This window comes from Luteipulveratus mongoliensis, from assembly GCF_001190945.1.
GTDB classification, from domain to species: Bacteria; Actinomycetota; Actinomycetes; order Actinomycetales; family Dermatophilaceae; genus Luteipulveratus; species Luteipulveratus mongoliensis.
In genome coordinates this window covers 4,548,108-4,569,324 of sequence record NZ_CP011112.1, presented here as the reverse complement: position 1 = coordinate 4,569,324, position 21,217 = coordinate 4,548,108, and the positions used below count along the sequence as shown (strand labels likewise).

The window sequence follows — 21,217 nt, the reverse complement described above, 5'->3', positions numbered from 1 at the left end:
GGGTGGCGCGCGGTGGAGCGCGCGCTGCCCAGGACCTTGCGGCTCAAGCGGCTACGGGACAATCAGGAAGAGGTTCTCCGCGACGCACGCCGGCTTGTCGGCGCCCTCGAGCTCGACCGTGACCTTGATCGTGGCCTGGTAGCCCAGCGACGCCTGGTCGATCGACTGCAGCTCAACGCCCGCGCGGACCTTCGAGCCGACCGGCACCGGGGTGGGGAAGCGCACCTTGTTGGCGCCGTAGTTGACGCCCATCGAGACACCTTCGACGGTGTAGACCTGTCCGACCAGCATCGGGATCAGTGACAGCGTCAGGTAGCCGTGCGCGATCGGACCACCGAACGGCCCGGACTTGGCCTTCTCGACATCGACGTGGATCCACTGGTGGTCACCCGTCGCCTCGGCGAACTGGTTGACCGCCTCCTGCGTGACCTGGTGCCACTCGCTGTAGCCGAGGTGCTCACCCACAGCAGCTTTGGCTTCCTCAATTCCGTTGAAGATCCTCATCATTCAGCCTCTCAGTCCTCGGGTCCACCGGCGACGTAGACGACCTGACCGGACACGAAGCCGGCCTCGTCGCTGGCGAAGAACGACGCCATCGCGGCGATGTCGTCGGGAGTGCCGACTCGCTGTACCGGAATGGCCTGTGCAGCCGCAGCCTTGAACGCCTCGAACTCCATGCCCACCCGCTCGGCCGTCGCAGCGGTCATGTCGGTGGCGATGAACCCGGGTGCGATCGCGTTGGCGGTCACACCGAACTTGCCGAGCTCGATGGCCAGCGTCTTGGTGAAGCCCTGCATGCCGGCCTTGGCCGCCGAGTAGTTCACCTGACCGCGGTTGCCCTGCGCCGAGGTGGACGACAGGTTGATGATGCGGCCGAACTTCGCCTTCGTCATGTACGCCTGTGCGGCGCGCGTCATCAGGAAGGCACCACGAAGGTGCACGTTGAGCACGGCATCCCAGTCGTCGGCCGACATCTTGAAGATGAGGTTGTCGCGCAGGATGCCGGCGTTGTTGACCAGGACGGTCGGCGCACCGAGCTCGTTCGCCACGCGCTCGACGGCGGTCGCGACAGCCTCCTCGTTGCTGACGTCGCAGCCAACGCCGATGGCCTTGCCGCCGTCGGCGTTGATCTCGTCGGCGACCTTTTGCGAGGCAGCCTCGTCCAGGTCGAGCACGGCGACCTGCAGGCCGTCCTTGGCCAGACGCTTGGCAACGGCCGCGCCGATGCCGCGGGCGGCTCCGGTGACGACGGCGGTACGGGTGTCAGACATTCAGTGCGCTCCTTGTTCGGGGTTCTTGATCGTGGCAGATGCGTCGTCGACGCGAGCCTGGAGCGTCTGCATCCCGGCGAGCCACTTGTCGGTCTGGTTGGCGCGGAAGGCGAAGTAGCCCCCGACCTCTTCATGTGGCAGCACCAAGAACTGTTCTGCCGCAACGGCATTCACGAGCGCATCCGCGACATCATCCGGCGACAGCGCCCCGTCGTGCCCGACGATGTCGGCCAGCACCGTGCTGCCCGGCTGGTCGTACATATCGGTGCGTACGCCCTGGGGACAGATCGCGTGCACCTTGACACCGCGGTGGCCGTACGTCGCCGCCAACCACTCCGCGAACGACTCGGTCGCGTGCTTGGTCACGCTGTACGCCGGTGCGCCCAGCATCGTGAGCAGGCCGGCTGCCGACGCGGTCACCACATAGCGGCCCTCCCCACGCTCCAGCCAGTCGGGCAGGAGCAGGCGAGCGGCGCGGACGTGAGCCATGACGTTGACGTCCCATGACAGCGCCCAGTCGGCCTCGTCCGTGCCGTCGAGGTCAAGACCGCGCAGCACGCCGGCGTTGCCGACCCACACGTCGATCGTTCCGAGCTCAGCACGGGCTGCGTCGACCAGACGCGCCGCACCGGCCTCGGATGCGCAATCACCAGCAACGGCAACGGCATTCAGCGACGCAGCGGTCTCGGCGAGCGGCTCCTCGAGGACGTCGGCCAGCACCAGCCGCGCACCCTCAGCGTGCAACCGCGTCGCGATCGCACGTCCGATGCCGCGAGCCGCACCCGTGACGACGACGCCCTTGTCGTCCCAAAGCGCCATGTCAGACTCCTCCGCGCAGCGTGATGCCGCCGTCGAGCACCAGCGTCTGTCCGGTCACCCAGGACGAGTCGTCGGAAGCGAGGAAGGCGACGGCCGAGCCGATGTCCTCCGGGACGCCGAGCCGCTTCAACGGATACTCCGCGGACACCTGCTCCTCGCGGCCCTCGTACAACGCAGTCGCGAACTTCGTCTTCACGACAGCCGGTGCGACGGCGTTGACGCGGATGTCCGGGCCGAGCTCCATCGCGAGCTCTTCGGTGAGGTGGATCAGCGCGGCCTTGGTCACGCCGTACATCCCGATGCCCGGCGCCGGCCGGATCCCGGCGATCGAGGCGACGTTGACGACCGAGCCGCCGTGCGCCTTCATCCACGCCTGGTGAACCTGCTGGGTCCACGCGAGCGCCGACAGCACGTTGACCTCGAACATCTTGCGCGCAGCGCCCGGGTCGAGCTCCAGCAGCGGGCCGTAGGCCGGGTTGATGCCGGTGTTGTTGACCAGCACGTCCACGCTGCCGAAGGCCTCGAGCGTGCGGGCGATCGCGTCCGCCTGGTGCTCTCCATCGTCCGCACGACCGGCGACCGCGATGGCGACCGACGGGCCGCCGAGCGCAGCCGCGGCCTCGTCGAGAGCCTCCTGCTTGCGCGCGGTGATGCACACCTTGGCGCCCTCGGCCACGAGCCGCTCGGCGGCGGCGTACCCGATGCCTCGGCTCGCGCCCGTGACGATCGCGACCTTGCCGGCGAGCCGGGTCACAGGCCGAGGTCCCGGCCGATGAGCTCCTTCATGATCTCGTTCGAGCCCGCCCAGATCTTGGTGACGCGGGCGTCACGCCAGGCGCGGGCCACGCGGTACTCGTTCATGAATCCGTAGCCGCCGTAGAGCTGCACGCACTCATCGAGCACGTCGTTCTGGACCTGGGCGGAGAACCACTTCGCCTTGGCCGCGTCCACGGGGGAGAGCCCGCCCTCGGCGTGCGCGGTGATGCAGTCGTCGACGTACGCCTGAGTCACCTCGATCTTCGTCACCAGCTCGGCGATCTTGAACTTGTTGTGCTGGAAGGAACCGATCGCCTGGCCGAACGCCTTGCGCTCCTTGGTGTAGTCGATCGTCTCCTCGAGGATCTTCGCGGCGTGCGCGACGTTGGAGACAGCCGCACCGACGCGCTCCTGCGGCAGGCGCTGCATCATCGCGATGAAGCCCTGGCCCTCGGGGCCGAGCCGGTTGGCGTCCGGGACGCGCACGTTGTCGAAGAACAGCTCGGAGGTGTCGGACTCGACCTGGCCGACCTTGTCCAGCTTGTTGCCCTTGGAGTAGCCGTCGGTGCCGGTCTCCAGCACGAACAGCGTGATGCCCTTGGCGCCCTTGCTCGGGTCGGTGCGGGTGGCGACGATCGCGAGGTCGCACTGATGGCCGTTGGTGATGAAGGTCTTGGAGCCGTTGATGATCCAGTCGTCGCCGTCGCGTACGGCTGTGGTCTTGAGGGCTGCGAGGTCAGAGCCGCCGGAGGGCTCGGTCATACCGATCGAGCAGATCAGCTCACCAGAGGCGATGCCCGGCAGCCAGCGCTGCTTCTGCTCGTCCGTGCCGAGGTCGACGATGTAGGGCGGGCAGACGTCGGCGTGGATGCCGAAACAGCTCGACACAGCCGCGGTGAACCCGCCGACCTCCTCGGCGAAGACCGCGTTGAAGCGGTAGTCCTCCGCGCCGGCGCCGCCATACTCCTCCGGGATGTCCAGGCCGAGGAAGCCTTGCTTGCCGGCTTCCTGCCAGATGTCACGCGGGATGACGTGCTCGCGGATCATCTCCTCGGCTCGCGGAGCCAGGGTCCGGTCGACGAACTCGCGCACGGATGCGCGGAACGCCTCGTGGTCCTCGGAGTAGATATTGCGGGGCATACGTCGGTCTCCTTCGTGGCAGGTAAGCAAGCGCTCAGCGCTAAGCGCTTGCTTAGCGTCCCTCACCAGGGCACCCTCGTCAACGAGCAGTGCAGAATTGCCCGATGGTCGTCATGCGGCGGCCGCGGTTCATCAAGGTGTCGGAGGGTCGTCGTGGCGCAGGTCGCACGGACAGGTGCTGGTCGTCGTACGCCCTCTGGTGAGCCTCGGGCGGCCGGTGCCGGACTGGTCGAGGCAGCCCGAAACGCCTTTGCCGAAAAGGGTTTTCACGGTACGACGACGCGAGACATCGCGTCCGCCGCAGGTATGAGCCCTGCCGCGGTCTACGTCCATCACCCGACCAAGGAGTCGCTGCTCTTCCAGATCTCCGAGCACGGTCACCGCGCGATCCTCGACTCGATCCGCGCGGCTGTCGATGAGCACGAGACGCCGACCGACCAGCTGCGCGCACTGGTCTGGACGTTCGCGCAGCGACACGCCGCGCACCACACATCGGCCCGGATCGTCTATTACGAAGCGGCCGCGCTCACCCCGGAGCACCGTGCCCAGACCGACGCGCTGGCGACCGAGATCTCCGAGGTCGTGCTCGGCGTGCTGCGAGCCGGCATTGCGGCGGGGGAGTTCAGCTGCGACGACGTGGCTCTCGCCGGCCGTTCGATCGCTGGCATGGGCGTCGATGTCGCCCGCTGGTACGACGACACCGGCTCGTGGACACCCGAGCAGATCGCCGACCATCAGGCCCAGACCGCCCTCCGCATGGTCGGTGCGGGCTAGCCCTCGAGGCAGAACTCGTTGCCTTCGGGATCGGCCATGACAACCCACCCGCCAGGGTCGGCTTGCCGGCGGTCGTCGACGATGCGGGCGCCCAACGACTCGAACCGGGCAACTTCCTGATCCTGAGACGCGCCGTCCGGCAGCAGATCGAAGTGGACCCGGTTCTTGCTGCGCTTGGACTCCGGCACCTCGACGAAGACGAGGTGCGGTGGAGCGTCATCGTCGGGAGCGACCACCCAGAACGGGTTACCCGGCATCTCCACCTTGGCGCACGGCCAACCCGTGACCGCGCTCCAGAAGCGCGCCATCGACGCGGAGTCCGCGCAGTCGAACGTCACGTTCAAGATCGAGGACCGGCTCACGCAGCGCAGACTCGCAGCGGCAGCCGCGGCGCAGCAAGCGCTTTTCAACGATGCCGGCGCCGACGCTTATCGTGGTTCGGTGATCATCGACGCCTGGAGCGACCTCGTCTGCCCGTTCTGCCACGTGGGGCGACGCCACCTGGAGCTCGCGCTCGAGCAGTTCGAGCACGCCGACGAGGTCGAGGTGACGTGGCACAGCTACGAGCTCGACCCGCAGGCGCCGGCCGTCCTCGACGAGCCGGTGATCGAAGTCGTGGGACGCAAGTACGGCGTCGGTCTCGACGAGATCAGGGCGCAGCACCGCACGATGGCCGAGCAGGCGGCCGAGGTCGGCCTGGACTTCCAGTGGGAGCGACTGCGCGGCGGCAGCTCGCACGACGCGCACCGCGTCATCCACTACGCGCGCAGCCTCGACCTCGAGCGGCCGGTGACCGAGCGGATCATGCGTGGCTGGTACTCCGAGGGCAGGGCCATCGGTGACCGCGAGACGCTGGCCGACCTCGCAGCAGACGGCGGCCTCGACCGCGACAAGGTCCTCGCGATGCTCGACTCGGATGACTTCGGCATCGACGTCCGCACCGACGAGGCGACCGCGCGGCAGATCGGCATCCAGGCCGTGCCGGCGTTCGTGCTCGACCGCAAGTACCTCGTCTCCGGTGCGCAGCCCGTCGAGACGTTCCTCGCCGGCCTGCAGCAGGCGTACGACGACCGCGGCACCGCGCCGACCCCACGTGAGTCGGGCTGTGCCTGCGGTGGTGGCGGCTGCGGCGGCGGAGGCGGCAGCGCCGACGTCTGCGGCCGAGACGCCGGCTGACCATGGACGACGATCTCGACGCAGCACTCGCTGCCGCGGGACCCCGCCTGCGCGCGCTCCGCAAGCAGCGCGAGACCACGCTGGCCGACCTCTCCACGGAGACCGGGATCTCGGTCAGCACTCTCTCAAGGCTCGAATCCGGTTCTCGCAGACCAACATTGGAGCTGTTGCTGCCGCTGGCTCGCGCGCACGGAGTCACCCTCGATGAGCTCGTCGGTGCACCGCCGACCGGCGACCCTCGGGTGCACCTTCAGCCGGTCTCTGCCAACGGCATGACCATGCTGCCGCTCACCCGACGCGCAGGCGGGATCCAGGCGTACAAGCTCATCATCCCGGCGGGCGCGCGGCAGGAGCCGGACCCGCAGACGCACGAGGGTTACGAGTGGCTGTACGTCCTCAACGGCCGGCTGCGTCTCGTCCTCGGCGAGCACGACCTGGTGCTCGAGCCGGGCGAGGCCGCCGAGTTCGACACCCGGGTGCCGCACTGGTTCAGCCCGGCCGACGGCCGCTCGGCGGAGCTGCTCAGCCTGTTCGGGCGGCAGGGAGAGCGCGCGCACCTGCGCGCCCGCCCCAAGGCGAAGAGCTGAGCGACCTCAGTCCTCGATCGTCAGGCCCTCTCGCTCGTCGTCCCAGGCGGCCGCGCTGATTCGCCACCCCTCGGGTGTCCGGATCAGCTGCATCGACTTCATTCCCCGCCCGCCGGCGTCAGCCCCGTTGTGCGTACCTGCCTTGCCGTAGCTGCCGAACCAGTGCGCGATGTCACCGAAGACGTCAGTACGCCCGGCTTCCTTCCACTCCGTGAAGTCCTCGAGTGCACCACTGGTGAGCAGCTCGGCTCGCGGCGCGATGAACCCGTCGACGTCGTAGACCCTGGGCGGCTGACCACAGGTCGCCACGATCACGGCCTCGGGGATGAAGAGGCTGCGCAGGGCATCGAGCCGGGCGGTGGACTCCGGGCCGCTGACGAAGGCGGCGAAGAAGGTGTCGACGATCTGCTCGATCTGAGCGACGTCGGCTGCTGGTCGTGGCGTCATGCCACAGGACCCTAACCAGCGGCAGATGGTCGGTGCAGCAGCCCGTGGACCCGCGCCATGAGCTCGGAGAACCGGAACGGCTTGGTCACGTACTCGTCGGCCCCGGCATCCAGTCCGACAATGATGTCCATGGCCGCAGACCGGGCGGACAGGATCAGCACCGGCATGTGATGTCCGCCCCGGCGCAGCTGTCGGCAGATGTCCAGGCCATCCATGTCCGGCAGCCCGAGATCCAGGATCACGAGGTGAGGTCGAGAGCCGAGCGCCTCCAGCGCCTCGGCGCCGGTGCCCGCCGCGTCGACCGTGAATCCCTCACGTCGCAACGCCCGAGACAGTGGCTCGGCGATCGTCAGGTCGTCATCGACCAGGAGGATCCGGGACGGCTCGCTCATCGCTGTCCCTTCTTGAGGGCTGGCACGGAGGTCCTCTCTTGTCCCCCTGGACAAGAGTGAACCTCCGCGTCAGCGGCTCGTGGCTCGGCTGTGGCCATCGGCAGCTGGCCAGGGCGTGGAAGAGGGGGCCTGCAGGTGTGCCATGAGTCCCTTCCCGGAGAGCGCAAAATGTGTGCGGCCAGGGTCAGGGGCGGCGTGTCTCACCGGTCTCTGACCGGCCCGTGCAGGTGCCGTGTTCTGGACACGATCAACTTTTTATAGCACCTCACTGTGACGGGCGGAAGTCCTCCATACACAGTCGGTGTTCCGGGGTCGATTCACCGGTTTGACCCCGGCTGCCCGGGCCTATGCTGAAGGCCTTCACAGGTAGGGGTGTCCGCGCATGGTCGACAGCGAGGCACCGATCCAGACGATGATCGCGCTGCGCGATGCAGTGAAAGCGGCCGCGATCGCCGGCTCCGCGGCCGCAGAGGCACCGCTGGCCGTGCTCTGTGGCGGTTGTCCTTCGCTGCTGCAGGTGAGCGGCGCTGCGATCTCCGTCTCCACCCCGACCGGCGCTCGCGACACGCTCTGCGCCAGCGACGCCACGATCGCCCACATCGAGCACACCGAGTTCACCCTGGGCGAGGGGCCGGGCCATCAGGCCTACAGCACCGGGAGGCCGGTGCTGATACCGGACCTGGCCGCGCACCCCGCGGTGAACTGGCCCTTCCTGGCAGCTCAGCTGGCGGATGAACCCATCTCGGCGATCTTCGCCTTCCCTCTGCAGTACGGCCAGCTGCGTACGGGCACGCTGACTCTCTATCGCACGACCTCCGGTGGGCTCACCCCTGACCAGCTGAGGATGGCCCTCCAGATCGTGGACCTGGCGACGGCGCTGCTCATCGGGCCGCCCGACGGACAGGACGGGTACGGGCCTGACGACTGGTGGTCCCTGCCGCAGGCGCGGACGCGAGTCCACCAGGCGACGGGGATGGTGATGGCCGAGTTCGCGATCCCGGCCGACCAGGCGCTGGCGCGCCTTCGTGGCCATGCCTTCGCCACCGGCCGTTTGGTGGACCAGGTCGCCGCCGACCTGGTCGAACGGCGCCTCTATCCTCGGGAGCTCGCCCGATGACGAGCCGACCGAACACCCTGCCTCGATATCCTGAACACACGTCCAGAGAGAGGTCTACCGATGGATGACTCTTCCTCGGCGTCCACGCGTGAGTCCGCCCTCATCGATGCGTTCGCCGATCTCGCAGACACCCTCGTCGACGACTACGACATGGTCGAGCTGTTGCATCGCCTGGTCGAACGCTGCGTCGACCTGCTCGGGTTGGCTGCTGCAGGTCTGATGCTGGCGGACCAGCGGGGCGGTATTCAGGTCGTGGCCGCTTCGTCGGAGCACGTCCGGGTCCTGGAGCTCATCGAGCTGCAGGCCGACCAGGGTCCCTGCCTGGACGCGTTCCACACCGGAGAGCCGGTCCTGGTCGATGACCTGACCGCGCAGACGGAGCGATGGCCGCTCTTCGCGCCCCAAGCGACTCAAGCCGGTTTTGCGTCGGTCCACGCCATACCCATGCGACTGCGCCATGAGGTCATCGGCGCGCTCAACATGTTCGGCGAGCAGCCGGGCGTACTGCCCGCACCCGATCTCAAAGTCGCCCAGTCACTGGCGCACACCGCCACGATCGGGATCCTGCACGAACGCACCGTCCGCAACCACGAGGTCCTCACCGAGCAGCTGCAGACCGCGCTCAACAACCGCGTCACGATCGAGCAGGCCAAGGGCATGATCGCCCATGCGGGCCACCTGCCGATGGACCAGGCCTTCACCGTGCTGCGCACCTACAGCCGCTACCACCAGCTGCGGCTCTCCGAGGTGGCCGCCCGCCTGACCACCAGTGACCTGAGGGTCAGCACGGTCCTGGCCCACCGCCCGTATCGCGGCCGTACGCCCTGAGACGAGCTCCCGCTCTAGCGGCGGTTGGTGAACTGGAGCGCCACGTCGAGGTCCGCACCTTTGAGCAGCGCCTGGACGGCCTGCAGGTCATCGCGTGACTTGGAGCTCACTCGCAGCTCGTCGCCCTCGATGCGCGCCTTGACCGACTTGGGCCCCTCGTCGCGGATCAGCTTGGAGATCTTCTTGGCGTCCTCCTGAGCGATGCCGTCCTTCAGCGTGGCCTCCAGGCGGTACTCCTTGCCGGACAGCTGTGGCTCGCCGTCGTCGGAGTACTCGAGTGACTTCAGCGAGACGCCCCGCTTGACCAGCTTGGTCTGGAAGACGTCCAGCACGGCGAGCACCCGCTCAGGCGCATTGGCCTTCATCAGGATCTTCTCGCCGGACCACTCCAGCGACGCACCCACGCCGCGGAAGTCGAAGCGGGTCGAGATCTCCTTGGCCGCCTGGTTCAGCGCGTTGCTGACCTCTTGCTTGTCCGTCTTGCTGACGACGTCGAACGATGAGTCGGCCATGGCTTCTCCTGCGGGTTGCGTGTGGTGCGGTCCGACGTCCGAGTATGCCGGGCCGCCGGTACGACGGGCGCGCGCGACTCGGATTGGAGCGCACCGGTTCTCGTTGCTATCCTCCTCATGCACTCGCGCCAGGTTGCCCGAGCGGCCAATGGGAGTGGACTGTAAATCCATCGCGAAAGCTACGAAGGTTCGAATCCTTCACCTGGCACGTGCCGAGGGCCCCGAGACATCGTCTCGGGGCCCTCACTCATGCCCGCTCCTCGTAGAAGGGCACCGTGCTGGTTCTGTCGGCTAACGTCCCGACCATGACCGGACGTTCCCTTCTTGCTGTCGGCGCTGTCGCCGCCGCGGCGGTCAGTCTCGCCGCGCCCGCGCCGCCATCCCATGCCACGGAGCCGACCACCGTGAAGGCGGGCGGCACCACGCACGACCAGAACGACCGCGTGCCCGAGGGCGCTGCATGGACGGAGTCCTACTTCCCCTCCAGCGGCGGGGTCACCCTGCACGCCGACGTGCTTCGCCCGGCCAACCTGCCCGCCGGGACCCGTACGCCGGTCATCCTGTCGGCGGGGCCCTACTTCAGCCACCGTGGACAGACCGGCGACGACGGCTTCACCCACACCGGGCCGTCCGAACGGTTCAACGACTTCGTCGACGGCGCGAAGCTCATGGCGCGCGGCTACACCGTCGTCATGGTGGATCTGCGCGGCTTCGGCGGATCCACGGGTTGCCTCGACTGGGTCGGTCCGGGCGAGCAGGCCGACGTCGCAGCGGCAGTGACGTGGGCGCGTACTCAGCCCTGGTCGACCGGCAAGGTCGGCATGTACGGCAAGTCGTACGACGCCTCCACCGGGCTGGTCGGTGCGACGCTCAAGAAGCGTGGGCCGGATGCAGTGGTTGCCCAGGAGCCGGTCTGGGACATGTACAACTACCTCTTCAACAACGGCGTCCCGCGGTTCAACCACCTCGGCACGCCCGAGGCCTACAACGAGATCGCGACCATCTCGGGCATGTCGGACGACAGCGCGCAGTACAAGAAGGCCGCCGACTACGAGACCCAGAACCCGAAGTGTCTGAAGGACAACCTCACGGACACCCAGAACCCCAGCCCGCGGTCGTCGTACTGGCGCGCCCGTGACCTGGCGGCCAAGGTGACCGGTTCCCACACGCCCCTCTTCGTCACCCAGGGCACCATCGAGGACAACACCAAGGCCGAGGACGTACAGCAGTTCCTCGCGAATCACCATGGGCCGCAACGCGGTTGGGTCGGTCCGTGGCCGCACGTCCGCGGCAACGACGCCGTCGACGGCACCCTGCTGATGGGCCGGGCCGGATGGTTCGACGAGGTCATGCGGTTCTACGACCGCTACCTCAAGGGCGACAAGCCCACAGTCAAGGACCCGACCTTCGCCGTGCAGGACAACAGTGGCACCTGGCGCGGCCAGAAGACCTGGCCGCTGACGAGCCGGCACACAAATGTCGGGCTCGCCACGGGCACGTACGTCGACACCGGCGCCGCTGGTGGGTTCAACCCGGAGAAGCGAGCTCAGGCGTCCGGTCAGTACGACATGGAGCACCTGGGCAGCGTCGCGCCGCGGCCCTCGGTGCGCTCGTTCGCGAAGACGGCAGCGGGCTCGCTGACGACGTACTCGACGCCCGTGACGGCGAAGGTCCGCCTCACCGGTACGCCCTCGGTCGATCTCATCACCAAGGGTCGAGGCAACCTGGTCGCCGAGCTGTGGGACGTCGCCGCGGACGGGTCGGCGGTGCAGCTGAACGACATGATCACGGTCGTGCCGGCCGTGGGAGTCACGCACCTCAACCTGCGAGGGATGGACTGGACCCTGCAGCCCGGACACCGGCTGGCCGTCCGGGTCGGCACCAATCATGCTGACGGCTACTGGGAGCCGAGCTCGAGCAAGGCCGCGGTGAAGGTGTGGACCGCGCGCCTCACCCTTCCGCTGCAGAACCCGACTACGGATGTCGCGACGCAGGGCGACCGAGCGCCGTACCTCGATGAGTACCTCGACTCGTACGCCTCCACGTCGCCGGTGACACCCGGCCCGGGCACGTTCACGCTGCGGCCCTGACATGACACGGCCGCAGTGGCGCGGGATCGCGTACGCCACCGCGGCCGGTGAGGGTCAGCGGCGCCCCATGCGCAGCCGCTCCATGCTGGTCGACATCAGCGCCAGCGTGCACAGCACGCACAACGCACCGGCGATCACGGTCCACACGATCGCCTTGTTGTCCGGTGTCGGGCCGTCCACGGCCCAGGGGGAGACGATCGCCCACAGCCCGAGCACCCCGGTCACCCACGCGAGTCCGTGGAAGTGTCCGTAGGCGACCGAGAAGCCGACACCCAGGAGGGCGACAGCGAGCCCGGTGATCAGACAGCTGGCGGTCATGCTGGCCTGACCGGAGAAACCGATCACCCAGGGAGACATGGCCAGGAAGATCCCGGCCAGGAACATCACTCCGTCGGCCCACTGTGCGATGGGCTTCTCGGAGATCTCGTCGTACCGATGACGCATCTCAAGAACGTCAGGGTGCTTGTCGATGTCGTGTGCCGAAGCGGCCATGGCATCCACCTCTCATCGTGCTCAGAAGTGCGATCCCGTCTGCTTCCATCATGCGCCCCGGTTGACCGGAAGAACAGGCCCAGCGTCAGGTCCACGCGATCAGCGTGATCCCTGCGATCACCACGATCGAGCCGGCCACCTTGCGCACCGGTCCGGGCTCGCGGAACAACCACCACGCGAGCAGCGAACCGACGATGATGCTCGACTCCCGCGCAGGTGCAACCAGGGAGACCGGGGTGGTCTGCATGACCTCCAGCACGAGGATGTACGCGACCGGCGAGAGCACGGCGATGGCCAGGCTCGGCCGCCACGACCGTCGTACGGTCGATCGGAACGCGGCGCGTCTGGTGACCAGAGCGGGAGCGAGCAGCACGGCCTGCCACATCACGGTGAGGGCGAAGTACGGCAACGGGTTCAGTGAGAGCTCGCCGACGGCGTGACTGTCCCAGAGGGTGTAGCCGGCGATCCAGAAACCAGTAGCCGCGCCGTACGCCAGCCCCTCTCGCGACAGCCCGCGGCTGTCGGCGACGCGGTGAGTGGCTACGACCGCCACTCCGGCGATGACGACCAGGCCGCCGATGACCGCGTGCCAACCGGGTCGTTCCTGCAGCACCAAGATGCCGACGATCATGCTCAGCAGCGGACCGGTGCCGCGGGCGACGGGATAGACGACACCGAGCGCCGCGCGGTCGTACCCCGTCTGCAGCGTGAGGCTGTAGGCAATGTGCAGCACGGCCGAGACCAGCGGTCCGACCAGGAGTCCCCAGGACATCGGCCAGCCCTCACGCGCCAGGACGACAAGGCCGACCGGCAGCCAGAGCACGGTGGACAAGAACTCGTACGACCACACGAAGACGAAGCGGTCGCCGTCGACGTACTTGGCGGCGATGTTCCACAGGGCATGGCACAGCGCGGCGACAAGAACGAGGATCAACGCATGGCCACTCACTGGTCCTATCCAACCAAGGCGCGGAATGCTCCCGCCGCAGGCCCCGTTACGGCAGGGTGAGCAACGTGGAGGTCTCAGCGGGACTGCGGATGAACGAGCGGCAGGGTCGCCTCCTGCTGCTGACGACCATTCTCGGGTCGGGGATGGCGTTCCTGGACGGCACGATCGTCAACGTCGCGCTGCCGCGTATCGGCCGCGACCTGGACACCGATCTCGCCGGTCTGCAGTGGGTCGTCAACGGCTACACGCTGACGCTCGCCGCGCTGATCCTGGTCGGTGGCTCACTCGGTGACCGACTGGGTCGCAAACGCGTATATGGCTGGGGCATAGCGGGATTCGCGGTTGCATCCGTGCTGTGCGCGGTGAGCCCGACCATCGAGATCCTGGTCGGTGCACGGCTGCTGCAAGGGGTCGCCGCCGCCCTGCTGACGCCCGGCAGCCTGGCGATGCTGCAGGCCAGCTTTCACCCGGACGACCGCATGCGAGCCATCGGCGCCTGGACCGGCATGCTCGGCATCGCGACGGCCGGCGGCCCGGTGCTCGGCGGCTGGCTCGTCGGCATCGACTGGCGGCTCGCGTTCTGGATCAACGTCCCGATCGCCGTCGCGATCCTGTTCCTGCTGCGGTACGCGCCCGAGACCCTCGACCCGCACGCCGAGCACCACGTCGACATACCTGCCCTGCTGCTCGCACCCCTCGCGCTCGCCGGCATTACCTGGGCGCTGACCGCCTGGCCCGACACCGGGCTGTCCGGTACGACGTTGCTGAGCCTGGTCATCGGCGTGCTCGCGGCCGTGGCGTTCGTCGTCGCGGAGCGGCGTGAGCACGCGCCGATGGTGCCGCTCGGCCTCTTCGCCAACCGCACGTTCAGCGTCATCAACCTGGTCACGCTGGCGGTCTACGCGGCGCTGTCGGGCAGCTTTTTCCTGCTCGCGGTCTATCTCCAGGTCAGCGCCGGGTGGTCGCCGCTCGCGGCCGGTGCGGCCACCGTGCCGGTGAGTGTCGTCATGCTGTTCCTCGCCTCCCGCTTCGGTGGTGTCGCGACGCGGTACGGCGCCCGGTTGCCGATGCTGTCGGGCTCGCTCGTCCTCGGGCTCGGACTCGCACTCCTCGCGATGGCGCCGGACCGGCCGTCGTACGTCACCCAGATCCTGCCGGGCATCACGCTGATGGGCTTCGGACTCTCCATGCTGGTCGCCCCGCTCACCGGCACGGTGCTGGCCGCGGCTCCCGAGGAGCGCTCCGGGATCGCCAGCGGCATCAACAACGCCGTCTCTCGCACCGCCGGCCTGATCGCGATTGCCGGCCTGCCCTTGGTGGTGGGGCTGTCCGGTCGGGAGTACGAGCAGCCGGCGGCAGTGGCTGATGCCTTCCGGGCCTCGATGTGGTGGTGCGTCGGTCTCGTGGCCGTCGGCGCACTGCTCACCGCGGTCGGTCTGCAGCGCCACTGCAACCGGCCAGAAGTGGCCGCTGGAGCATCTGCAGCCACCTCTGACGCCACGTGATGTCATCAAAGTGTTGACGTGACGTCAAAGTGATGTCATTGTGGTGCACATGGACATCACGCCCTACGTCGAACTCCTTCGCCGAGACCTGCAGAACGCTGCAGAGGTCGGCGAGGCCAGCGGCCGAGCCACCGCCGAGCGGCTGCTGATCGCGCTCGACCCGTCGGCCCGGCTCGCCCTGATGGAAGCCATCTCACAGGCGGCGGCCGAGATCACCTCCGAGATGCCGGCCGGCTCGGTCGATGTGCGACTCAACGGACGCGAGCTGGACTTCGTCGTCGAGGCGCCCGCGGCCGTACCCGCCCCGCCGACTCCTCCGCTCCCGCCGGCGCCGCCGACAGCTCCCGAGGACGGCGACGACACCAACCTGGCCCGCGTGACACTGCGGCTGCCTGAGCCGGTCAAGAAGCGGGCCGAGGAGCTCGCTGCCCAGGCGGGACAGTCGCTCAACACCTGGCTGGTGAGCACCGTCCGCGCCGCGACGAGCGGCGAGGGACCCGGTTCACAGCCGTTCAGCAATGACCCCTTCGCCGGACGTCGCGGCAATCGCCGGATGAGCGGCTGGCTCTAGACCCACATCTGATTCAACTCACCAGGGATGTCGACCGACGTCCCGCGATCCCACACACCCTCGACCAGGAAGCAGGAAGTCATGCAGGAGTACACGTTCGAGACACCCGAGCCCGTCGAGCTGTTCGCCGAGATCGGCAGCGGCGAGATCGCCGTCACGGCCGACGAGGTGGCCACCACGCAGGTCCGGATCGAAGGATCTGACGCCGATGACGTCATGGTGACGCAGAAGGGCCGGACCATCAGCATTGTCGGCCCCAAGCAGCGCGGCGTCTTCGGTCGCAGCCACAGCATCACCGCCACCGTCACGGTGCCGACCGGCAGTGACCTGGCCACCAAGACCGGCTCCGCCGACATATCGGCCGAGGGGCGGTTCGGTCAGGCGCAGATCCAGTCCGGGTCCGGCCAGGTCGAGGGCGGCACCTTCACCGGTGATGTCGTCGTGAACACCGGTTCCGGCGAGGTCACGCTCAAGGAAGTCCTCGGAGACCTCCGCATCAAGAGCGGCTCCGGAGACGTCGAGGTCGACCGGGTCGCCGCGTCATGCAGCATCTCGACCGGCTCGGGTGACATCGAGCTCGGCTCGGTCGGCGAGGCTGCCTCGCTCAAGACCGGGTCCGGCGACACCACGATCAAGGAAGCCGGCGCCGACACCTCGCTCACGACCGGCAGCGGCGACCTGGATGTCCAGGCCCTGCGCGCCGGCGCCCTGAAGGTCAAGGCCGCCTCGGGCGACGTGGAGGTCGCGATCCCGAGCGGCACGCCCGTCTGGACCGAGGTCAGCACGCTCAGCGGCGATGTCGACAACGACTTGCCCAGCGCAGGACAGCCCGCCGAGGGCGAGCCCTTCGTCGAGCTCCGCGTCACCACCGTCAGCGGTGACATCCACCTCCGTCAGCTCTGAATCCCACTGCATCACCCACGTGAAAGGAACACGTCATGTCACACCTCCAGGAGCAGCTCGCCACCCAGATCTGTGCCGAGCGCAACGCCAAGGTCCTACGGCCGACCTACGACGAGGTCGACAAGCCGAGTCGTCAACAGCACGAAGCCCATTCGCCCCGGCTGATCATCGGCTGGCTCATGCACCCGGGGACGCCGCGATCGGCGCGGTGATCAAACCGTCCGGGATGCCCAGCGCGTCGACCAGGGTCAGCACATGTGGCCGCAGGTCGGCGCACAGCTGGTTGACCTGCGCGGTCACCGCGCGAGAGCGCGTCGTCGTCAGCCGCCCGTGCTCCAGGAACCACGCCTTGTCCTCCTCGATGGAGGCCAGCGCGTACAGGCTGCAGACCCGGTCCATCAGGGCCTTGGCCGGCCCGTCCTCCATGGCATCAACGGCCTCGGCGAAGGCCTCCATGACGATCCGGTCGATGTGTGTCCGGGCCGCGAGCAGCACATGGTCCTGCGCACCGTTGAACAACTGAAAAGCATTGTCCTTGGTGGCTTTTCGTAGCCGCTTGGCCACCGTCTCAAGAGTGTGGTCAGCCCGCTGCTCGAACATCGAGAGCTGCCAGCCTCGGTCGTCCAGCGCAGAGTCGTCATCACGACCCTTGGCCAGGTCGAGCATCTTCTGCAGGCGGGCGCGGCCCGTCGTCCGCTCCACTGCACCTTCGGCGATCTGCTTGCTGACCATGCCAACCATCGCGGCCGGGTCGAGATCGCCCCACAACTCCTTGTACTCGGTCAGCAGGCCCTTGGCGACCAGCTGCAGCAGCACCGTGTTGTCGCCCTCGAACGTCGTGAAGACGTCGACGTCGGCCCGCATCTGACCCAGCTGGTTCTCGGCCATGTAACCCGCTCCACCACACGCTTCACGGCAGACCTGAATCGTCTCCAGGGCATGCCAGGTGGTGACGGCCTTCAGCCCGGCGACGCGCGTCTCGAGCTCGCGCTGGGCCTCCTGATCCTTCTCGCCACCGGCCGCGCCGGCGCCGTGCAGCTCCTCGAGGCGCTCGGTCACGATGTTCTGGGCGAGGGACAGGGCGTACGACTTCGCCAGCCGGGGGAGCAGCTTGCGCTGGTGGGCGAGGTAGTCCAGGACGACGACCTCCTGCTCGTCGCCCGGCGCCTCGAACTGGCGGCGGTGGTCGCCGTAGCGGATCGCGATGGCGAGAGCCTTCTTGGCGGACGAGCCGGACCCGCCGCCGACACATACCCGACCGCGTACGAGGGTGCCGAGCATCGTGAAGAAGCGGCGGTTCTCGTTGTCGATGTCGGAGACGTACGTGCCGCTGTCGTCGATGTCGCCAAAGGCGTTGAGCAGGTTGGCTTTTGGCACTCGCACCTGGTCGAACGCGAACGTCCCGTTGTCGACGCCGGGCAGCCCCGCCTTCACGCCGTTGTCGCCGATGGTGACGCCGGGCAACGCGTTGCCCGCCTCATCGCGCACGGGCACGAGCAGCGCGTGGACACCGTGCCCGCCCTCGTTGGTGATCAACTGCGCGAAAACGACTGCCATCTGGGCGTCTTGGGCGGCGTTGCCGATGTAGGTCTTGACGGCCGACGCCGTCGGGGTGTGGATGACGATCTCACTGGTGGCAGGGTCGTACGTCGCGGTGGTCTCGAGGCGTTGCACGTTGCTCCCGTGCCCGACCTCGGTCATGCCGAAGGAGCCGAGGAGCTTGCCGCTCATGATGTCCGCGAGGTAGGCCGAGTGGTGCCGCTCGGTGCCGAGTCGCGTGACGGCGCCGCCGAACAGACCGAACTGCACGCCGAGCTTGACGAGCAACGAGAGGTCGCCGTACGCCTGCATCTCGAACGCGACGCACGAGGCGCCGTAGTCGAGCTCGCCGCCGTACTGAGCCGGGAAGCCGATACGGCCATAGCCGGCGTCGGCCAGCGCGAGCAGCTGTCGGGTCACCCGTGCGCGCTGCTCGGCGACGCTCTGCCCGGGCTCGCCGAGGATCTGCTCCGGCTTGAGCTCGTGCCGTACGCGCTGTCGTAGGTCTCCCCAAGCGCCGTCGAGTACAACCCGGATCTCATCGCTGACAGCTGTCATGGCGACAGCCTCGCGGCCCGGCGCAGCGAGGTCAACGAGGTGGGGCCGTGGCTAATGATCAGTAGTGATTGCTTTGACGTTTAAGGTCATAGGTACCGATCAAGCGCAGTAATGTCGGGCCACCGTGCTGTACCCGCTCGCCGATCGGAGTTCGCCGTGACACGTCCTCGTCTGCTGCTGGCCATGGTGATCGCAGCGCTCGTCACGCTCGGGCTCGGGCTGAACACCGTCTCGGCGCGTGCTGCGACACCGGGTAAAGGCACGTTGTCGGTGTCCGGCAGCACGTCCGTCACCTGGGAGAGCCCGGTCTATCCCAAGGGCAACGAAGGCGGTCTCAAGGACTGCCCCAAGGCTGATGCCGACCCCGAGAACAAGGTGTGCGACCACTTCTTCCTGACGGTCGATGCGCCGGACGGCTACTGGGCGGACAACCCCGAGGGCGGCGTACCCGTCTCGATCGGCTGGGTCGGCAACGACAACGACTTCGACATGTTCATCCTGGACGCCAGCGGCAAGCAGGTCGCCTCGTCGGCCGGCACGGCCAACCCCGAGCAGACAGTCATCCCCGACGCGGACGGCACCTACGAGATCGTCGTCGTGCCGTACGCCGTCACGAACGTCAGCTACACCGGCACCGCCTACCTGCCGGAACCCACGGATGTCGGTGCCCTCACACACTTCTCGGCCAAGGACGGTGTCGCGTCGTTCGCCGCCGGGACGGCCCAGGGGAAGGCTGCGTTCACCGCGCAGGACCAGCTCCGTCTGCAGTTCGCGCCCGACGGGAAGTTCACCGAACCCACGGGCACCAAGATCGTGCGTACGACACCGCAGCCGTTGAAGGCCACCCGCAGCTGGGACGCCGGCACCTACTACGCGCTCGCCAGCAAGCAAGCCGTGCTGCGAATCTATAAGTCCCCGTTGCGTTTTGGCCTCTACAAGGCGGACAACCGGACGGTCATCTGGGAAGAGTCCAAGGGTCTGCGCTGGACCCAGGGCGGGCTGCGGCAGAGCCTGAAGCGCGGCGCGACCGAGCAGTTCTTCGGTGGCGGCGAGCAGAACGGTTCGTTCAGCCACCGCGACAAGAAGATCAACGTCGCCAACAGCTTCGACTGGAACGAGGGCGGCTACAACAACTCCCAGCCCTTCTACCTCTCGACCGCGGGCTACGGCGCCTTCCGCAACACCTTCGCCCCGGGCCTCTACAACTTCGGCGACCCCGTGCGTACCGGCGCTCGCGAGAAGCGGCTGGACGCGTACTACTTCATCGGCGACGCCAAGAAGGTGATCGGCGACTACACCGCCCTGGTCGGCAAGCCGTTCATGCCACCGATCTACGGTCTGGAGTCCGGTGACTCCGACTGCTACCTGCACAACGCCAACCGGGGCGAGCGGCACACCCTGGACGCACTCAAGGTCGCCGAGAACTTCAACACCCACCAGATGCCGAACGGCTGGATGCTCGTCAACGACGGCTACGGCTGCGGCTACGAGAACCTCCCGCAGACGGGCACGGGCCTGCTGAAGACCAACATGCAGCTCGGCCTGTGGACCCAGAACGGGCTGCCCAACCAAGCCGATGAGGTCAAGGCCGGCGTCCGGGTCCGCAAGCTGGACGTGGCCTGGGTCGGCAACGGCTACGACTTCGCCCTGGACGCCTGCCAGCAGGCCAAGTCCGGGATCGAGGACAACAGTGATGCGCGCGGCTTCGTCTGGTTGCCCAACTCGTGGGCCGGGATCCAGCGGTGCGGCGTGCTGTGGAGTGGCGACCAGAAGCTGAGCTGGGACTACGTGCGCTGGCAGATCCCGACGTACGCCGGCTCGACGATGTCCGGTATCGCGTACAACACCGGCGACGTCGGCGCGATCTTCGGCAGCGACCCCAAGATGCACACCCGCGACCTGCAGTGGAAGTCGATGACGCCGACCATCATGACGATGGACGGGTGGGCCAGCGACGCGGCCGGCAAGCCGATCGACAAGCAGCCGTGGGTCTTCGGTGAGCCCTACACCTCGATCAACCGCAAGTACCTGCAGCTGAAGGAACGGCTGATCCCGTTCATGTACAGCCTGTCGGCGCAGGCGGCGCGCACCGGGGTCGGCGCGATCCGGCCGCTGGCGCTGGAGTACCCGAACGATCCGGTCACCGCGACCGATGCGGTCAAGCAGGAGTTCCTGGTGGGCCAGGACTTCCTGGTGGCGCCGGTCTCCTCCGACACCTCGGTCCGCGACGGCATCTACCTGCCGAAGGGCACGTGGGTGGACTACTGGAGCGGCAAGACCTTCCAGGGGCCGACGACGATCAACGGCTACAAGGCGCCGCTCGACACGCTGCCGATGTTCGTCCGGGCGGGTGCGGTCGTACCCATGTGGCCGCAGGGCACCCTGTCGTACAAGACCCGCGACACGTCCACGCTCGACTACGACATCTACGCCCGCGGGCGCTCCTCCTTCACGGTGTACGAGGACGACGGCGTGACGCGGCAGTTCGCCGCCGGCAAGTCGGCGACCCAGCAGGTCGAGGTGACCGCGGCCGGTCAGGGTGCCGGTGCGACGGTCATCAAGGTCGGCGCGAGCACGGGCACGTACGCCGGCAAGCCGGTCTCCCGGTCCTACGGCCTGACCGTGCACGTGGGGGCCAAGCCGAAGGTCGTGGTGGTCGACGGCAGGCCTCTGGCGGCGGGCGCCTGGACCTACGACGCAGCCAAGAAGGTCGTACGCCTGAGCACACCGAAGGTGTCGACGGCCAAGGCGTTCACGGTCGTGCTCGCAGGGGCGGGCGGGATCACCTGAG

The 21,217-nt window shown here is 67.9% G+C and carries 23 protein-coding genes and 1 tRNA gene; 12 read left to right on the top strand and 12 right to left on the bottom strand.

Translation table 11 applies throughout. From position 1 onward, the window contains the following. Positions 1-51: 51 nt before the first annotated feature. From VV02_RS21670 to VV02_RS21650, 5 genes are read right to left on the bottom strand one after another with little or no spacing between them, the layout of a single operon-like run. Positions 52-507, bottom strand: coding sequence for a MaoC family dehydratase (locus VV02_RS21670; protein ID WP_342667854.1), 456 nt, complete (start codon positions 505-507; stop codon positions 52-54). A gap of 8 nt (positions 508-515) precedes the next feature. Then, complete coding sequence (fabG, locus tag VV02_RS21665) at positions 516-1,271, bottom strand: 3-oxoacyl-ACP reductase FabG (protein WP_052594985.1); 756 nt, start codon at positions 1,269-1,271, stop codon at positions 516-518. Continuing rightward, on the bottom strand, positions 1,272-2,090 hold the full coding sequence (locus tag VV02_RS21660; protein ID WP_052594983.1) for an SDR family oxidoreductase: 819 nt from the start codon (positions 2,088-2,090) through the stop codon (positions 1,272-1,274). It lies immediately after the preceding gene. A 1-nt stretch (position 2,091) separates the two neighbouring features. Next, a complete protein-coding gene (locus VV02_RS21655) occupies positions 2,092-2,844 on the bottom strand; it encodes an SDR family oxidoreductase (RefSeq protein WP_052594981.1) in 753 nt (250 codons plus the stop codon). Then, a complete protein-coding gene (locus tag VV02_RS21650) occupies positions 2,841-3,986 on the bottom strand; it encodes an acyl-CoA dehydrogenase family protein (protein WP_052594978.1) in 1,146 nt (381 codons plus the stop codon). The genes VV02_RS21655 and VV02_RS21650 overlap by 4 nt, the downstream gene beginning before the upstream one ends. 153 nt (positions 3,987-4,139) lie before the next feature. Between VV02_RS21650 and VV02_RS21645 the strand changes: the two genes are divergently transcribed. Next, positions 4,140-4,760 (top strand): TetR/AcrR family transcriptional regulator, encoded by a 621-nt coding sequence (locus tag VV02_RS21645; RefSeq protein ID WP_083450342.1) that lies wholly within the window; start codon positions 4,140-4,142, stop codon positions 4,758-4,760. Here the strand turns inward: VV02_RS21645 and VV02_RS21640 are convergent. Continuing rightward, a complete protein-coding gene (locus VV02_RS21640; RefSeq protein WP_052597385.1) occupies positions 4,757-5,068 on the bottom strand; it encodes a VOC family protein in 312 nt (103 codons plus the stop codon). The two genes, VV02_RS21645 and VV02_RS21640, sit on opposite strands and share 4 nt — an antisense overlap. On the opposite strand from VV02_RS21640, the gene VV02_RS21635 reads away from it, so the two are divergent. Continuing rightward, positions 5,043-5,936, top strand: coding sequence for a DsbA family oxidoreductase (locus VV02_RS21635; protein WP_245633160.1), 894 nt, complete (start codon positions 5,043-5,045; stop codon positions 5,934-5,936). The two genes, VV02_RS21640 and VV02_RS21635, sit on opposite strands and share 26 nt — an antisense overlap. Before the next feature lie 2 nt (positions 5,937-5,938). Further along, positions 5,939-6,523 (top strand): helix-turn-helix domain-containing protein, encoded by a 585-nt coding sequence (locus tag VV02_RS21630; protein WP_052594974.1) that lies wholly within the window; start codon positions 5,939-5,941, stop codon positions 6,521-6,523. 6 nt (positions 6,524-6,529) lie between these two features. On the opposite strand, the gene VV02_RS21625 is transcribed toward VV02_RS21630, so the two are convergent. Continuing rightward, positions 6,530-6,970 carry a nuclear transport factor 2 family protein gene (locus VV02_RS21625; protein ID WP_052594972.1) on the bottom strand — a complete coding sequence of 147 codons (441 nt, stop codon included), beginning with the start codon at positions 6,968-6,970 and terminating at the stop codon, positions 6,530-6,532. Between the two features lie 11 nt (positions 6,971-6,981). Further along, the gene (locus VV02_RS21620) at positions 6,982-7,362 is read right to left on the bottom strand and encodes a response regulator transcription factor (protein ID WP_052594970.1); all 381 of its coding nucleotides are present in this window, start codon (positions 7,360-7,362) and stop codon (positions 6,982-6,984) included. Positions 7,363-7,744: 382 nt separating this feature from the next. Here VV02_RS21620 and VV02_RS21615 point away from each other — a divergent pair, with 382 nt between their 5' ends. Continuing rightward, on the top strand, positions 7,745-8,479 hold the full coding sequence (locus tag VV02_RS21615; RefSeq protein ID WP_052594968.1) for a GAF and ANTAR domain-containing protein: 735 nt from the start codon (positions 7,745-7,747) through the stop codon (positions 8,477-8,479). A gap of 60 nt (positions 8,480-8,539) precedes the next feature. Further along, complete coding sequence (locus tag VV02_RS21610) at positions 8,540-9,307, top strand: GAF and ANTAR domain-containing protein (protein WP_052594966.1); 768 nt, start codon at positions 8,540-8,542, stop codon at positions 9,305-9,307. A gap of 14 nt (positions 9,308-9,321) precedes the next feature. On the opposite strand, the gene VV02_RS21605 is transcribed toward VV02_RS21610, so the two are convergent. Further along, a complete protein-coding gene (locus VV02_RS21605) occupies positions 9,322-9,819 on the bottom strand; it encodes a YajQ family cyclic di-GMP-binding protein (protein ID WP_052594964.1) in 498 nt (165 codons plus the stop codon). 127 nt (positions 9,820-9,946) lie between these two features. Here VV02_RS21605 and VV02_RS21600 point away from each other — a divergent pair. Further along, positions 9,947-10,027 (top strand) — tRNA-Tyr (locus tag VV02_RS21600). A gap of 97 nt (positions 10,028-10,124) precedes the next feature. Beyond that, positions 10,125-11,909: a CocE/NonD family hydrolase gene (locus VV02_RS21595; RefSeq protein WP_052594962.1), complete on the top strand. Its 1,785-nt coding sequence runs from the start codon at positions 10,125-10,127 to the stop codon at positions 11,907-11,909. A 54-nt stretch (positions 11,910-11,963) separates the two neighbouring features. Here the strand turns inward: VV02_RS21595 and VV02_RS21590 are convergent, their stop codons facing one another. Further along, positions 11,964-12,401, bottom strand: coding sequence for an SPW repeat protein (locus tag VV02_RS21590; RefSeq protein ID WP_052594960.1), 438 nt, complete (start codon positions 12,399-12,401; stop codon positions 11,964-11,966). 85 nt (positions 12,402-12,486) lie between these two features. Next, on the bottom strand, positions 12,487-13,350 hold the full coding sequence (locus VV02_RS21585; RefSeq protein WP_052594958.1) for an EamA family transporter: 864 nt from the start codon (positions 13,348-13,350) through the stop codon (positions 12,487-12,489). 65 nt (positions 13,351-13,415) lie between these two features. Between VV02_RS21585 and VV02_RS21580 the strand changes: the two genes are divergently transcribed. From VV02_RS21580 to VV02_RS26535, 4 genes are all read left to right on the top strand, one after another. Further along, positions 13,416-14,855: an MFS transporter gene (locus tag VV02_RS21580; RefSeq protein ID WP_245633159.1), complete on the top strand. Its 1,440-nt coding sequence runs from the start codon at positions 13,416-13,418 to the stop codon at positions 14,853-14,855. 49 nt (positions 14,856-14,904) lie between these two features. Beyond that, the gene (locus tag VV02_RS21575; RefSeq protein WP_052594956.1) at positions 14,905-15,426 is read left to right on the top strand and encodes a hypothetical protein; all 522 of its coding nucleotides are present in this window, start codon (positions 14,905-14,907) and stop codon (positions 15,424-15,426) included. Positions 15,427-15,507: 81 nt separating this feature from the next. Beyond that, positions 15,508-16,329 (top strand): DUF4097 family beta strand repeat-containing protein, encoded by an 822-nt coding sequence (locus tag VV02_RS21570; protein ID WP_052594954.1) that lies wholly within the window; start codon positions 15,508-15,510, stop codon positions 16,327-16,329. Positions 16,330-16,364: 35 nt separating this feature from the next. Beyond that, a complete protein-coding gene (locus tag VV02_RS26535) occupies positions 16,365-16,541 on the top strand; it encodes a hypothetical protein (RefSeq protein ID WP_157063496.1) in 177 nt (58 codons plus the stop codon). Here the strand turns inward: VV02_RS26535 and VV02_RS21565 are convergent. Then, entirely contained in the window at positions 16,507-18,426 is a 1,920-nt protein-coding gene (locus VV02_RS21565; protein WP_052594952.1) for an acyl-CoA dehydrogenase family protein, read from the bottom strand. The genes VV02_RS26535 and VV02_RS21565 overlap by 35 nt on opposite strands. Before the next feature lie 156 nt (positions 18,427-18,582). On the opposite strand from VV02_RS21565, the gene VV02_RS21560 reads away from it, so the two are divergent. Continuing rightward, complete coding sequence (locus tag VV02_RS21560) at positions 18,583-21,216, top strand: glycoside hydrolase family 31 protein (protein WP_218917452.1); 2,634 nt, start codon at positions 18,583-18,585, stop codon at positions 21,214-21,216. Position 21,217: the final 1 nt, after the last annotated feature.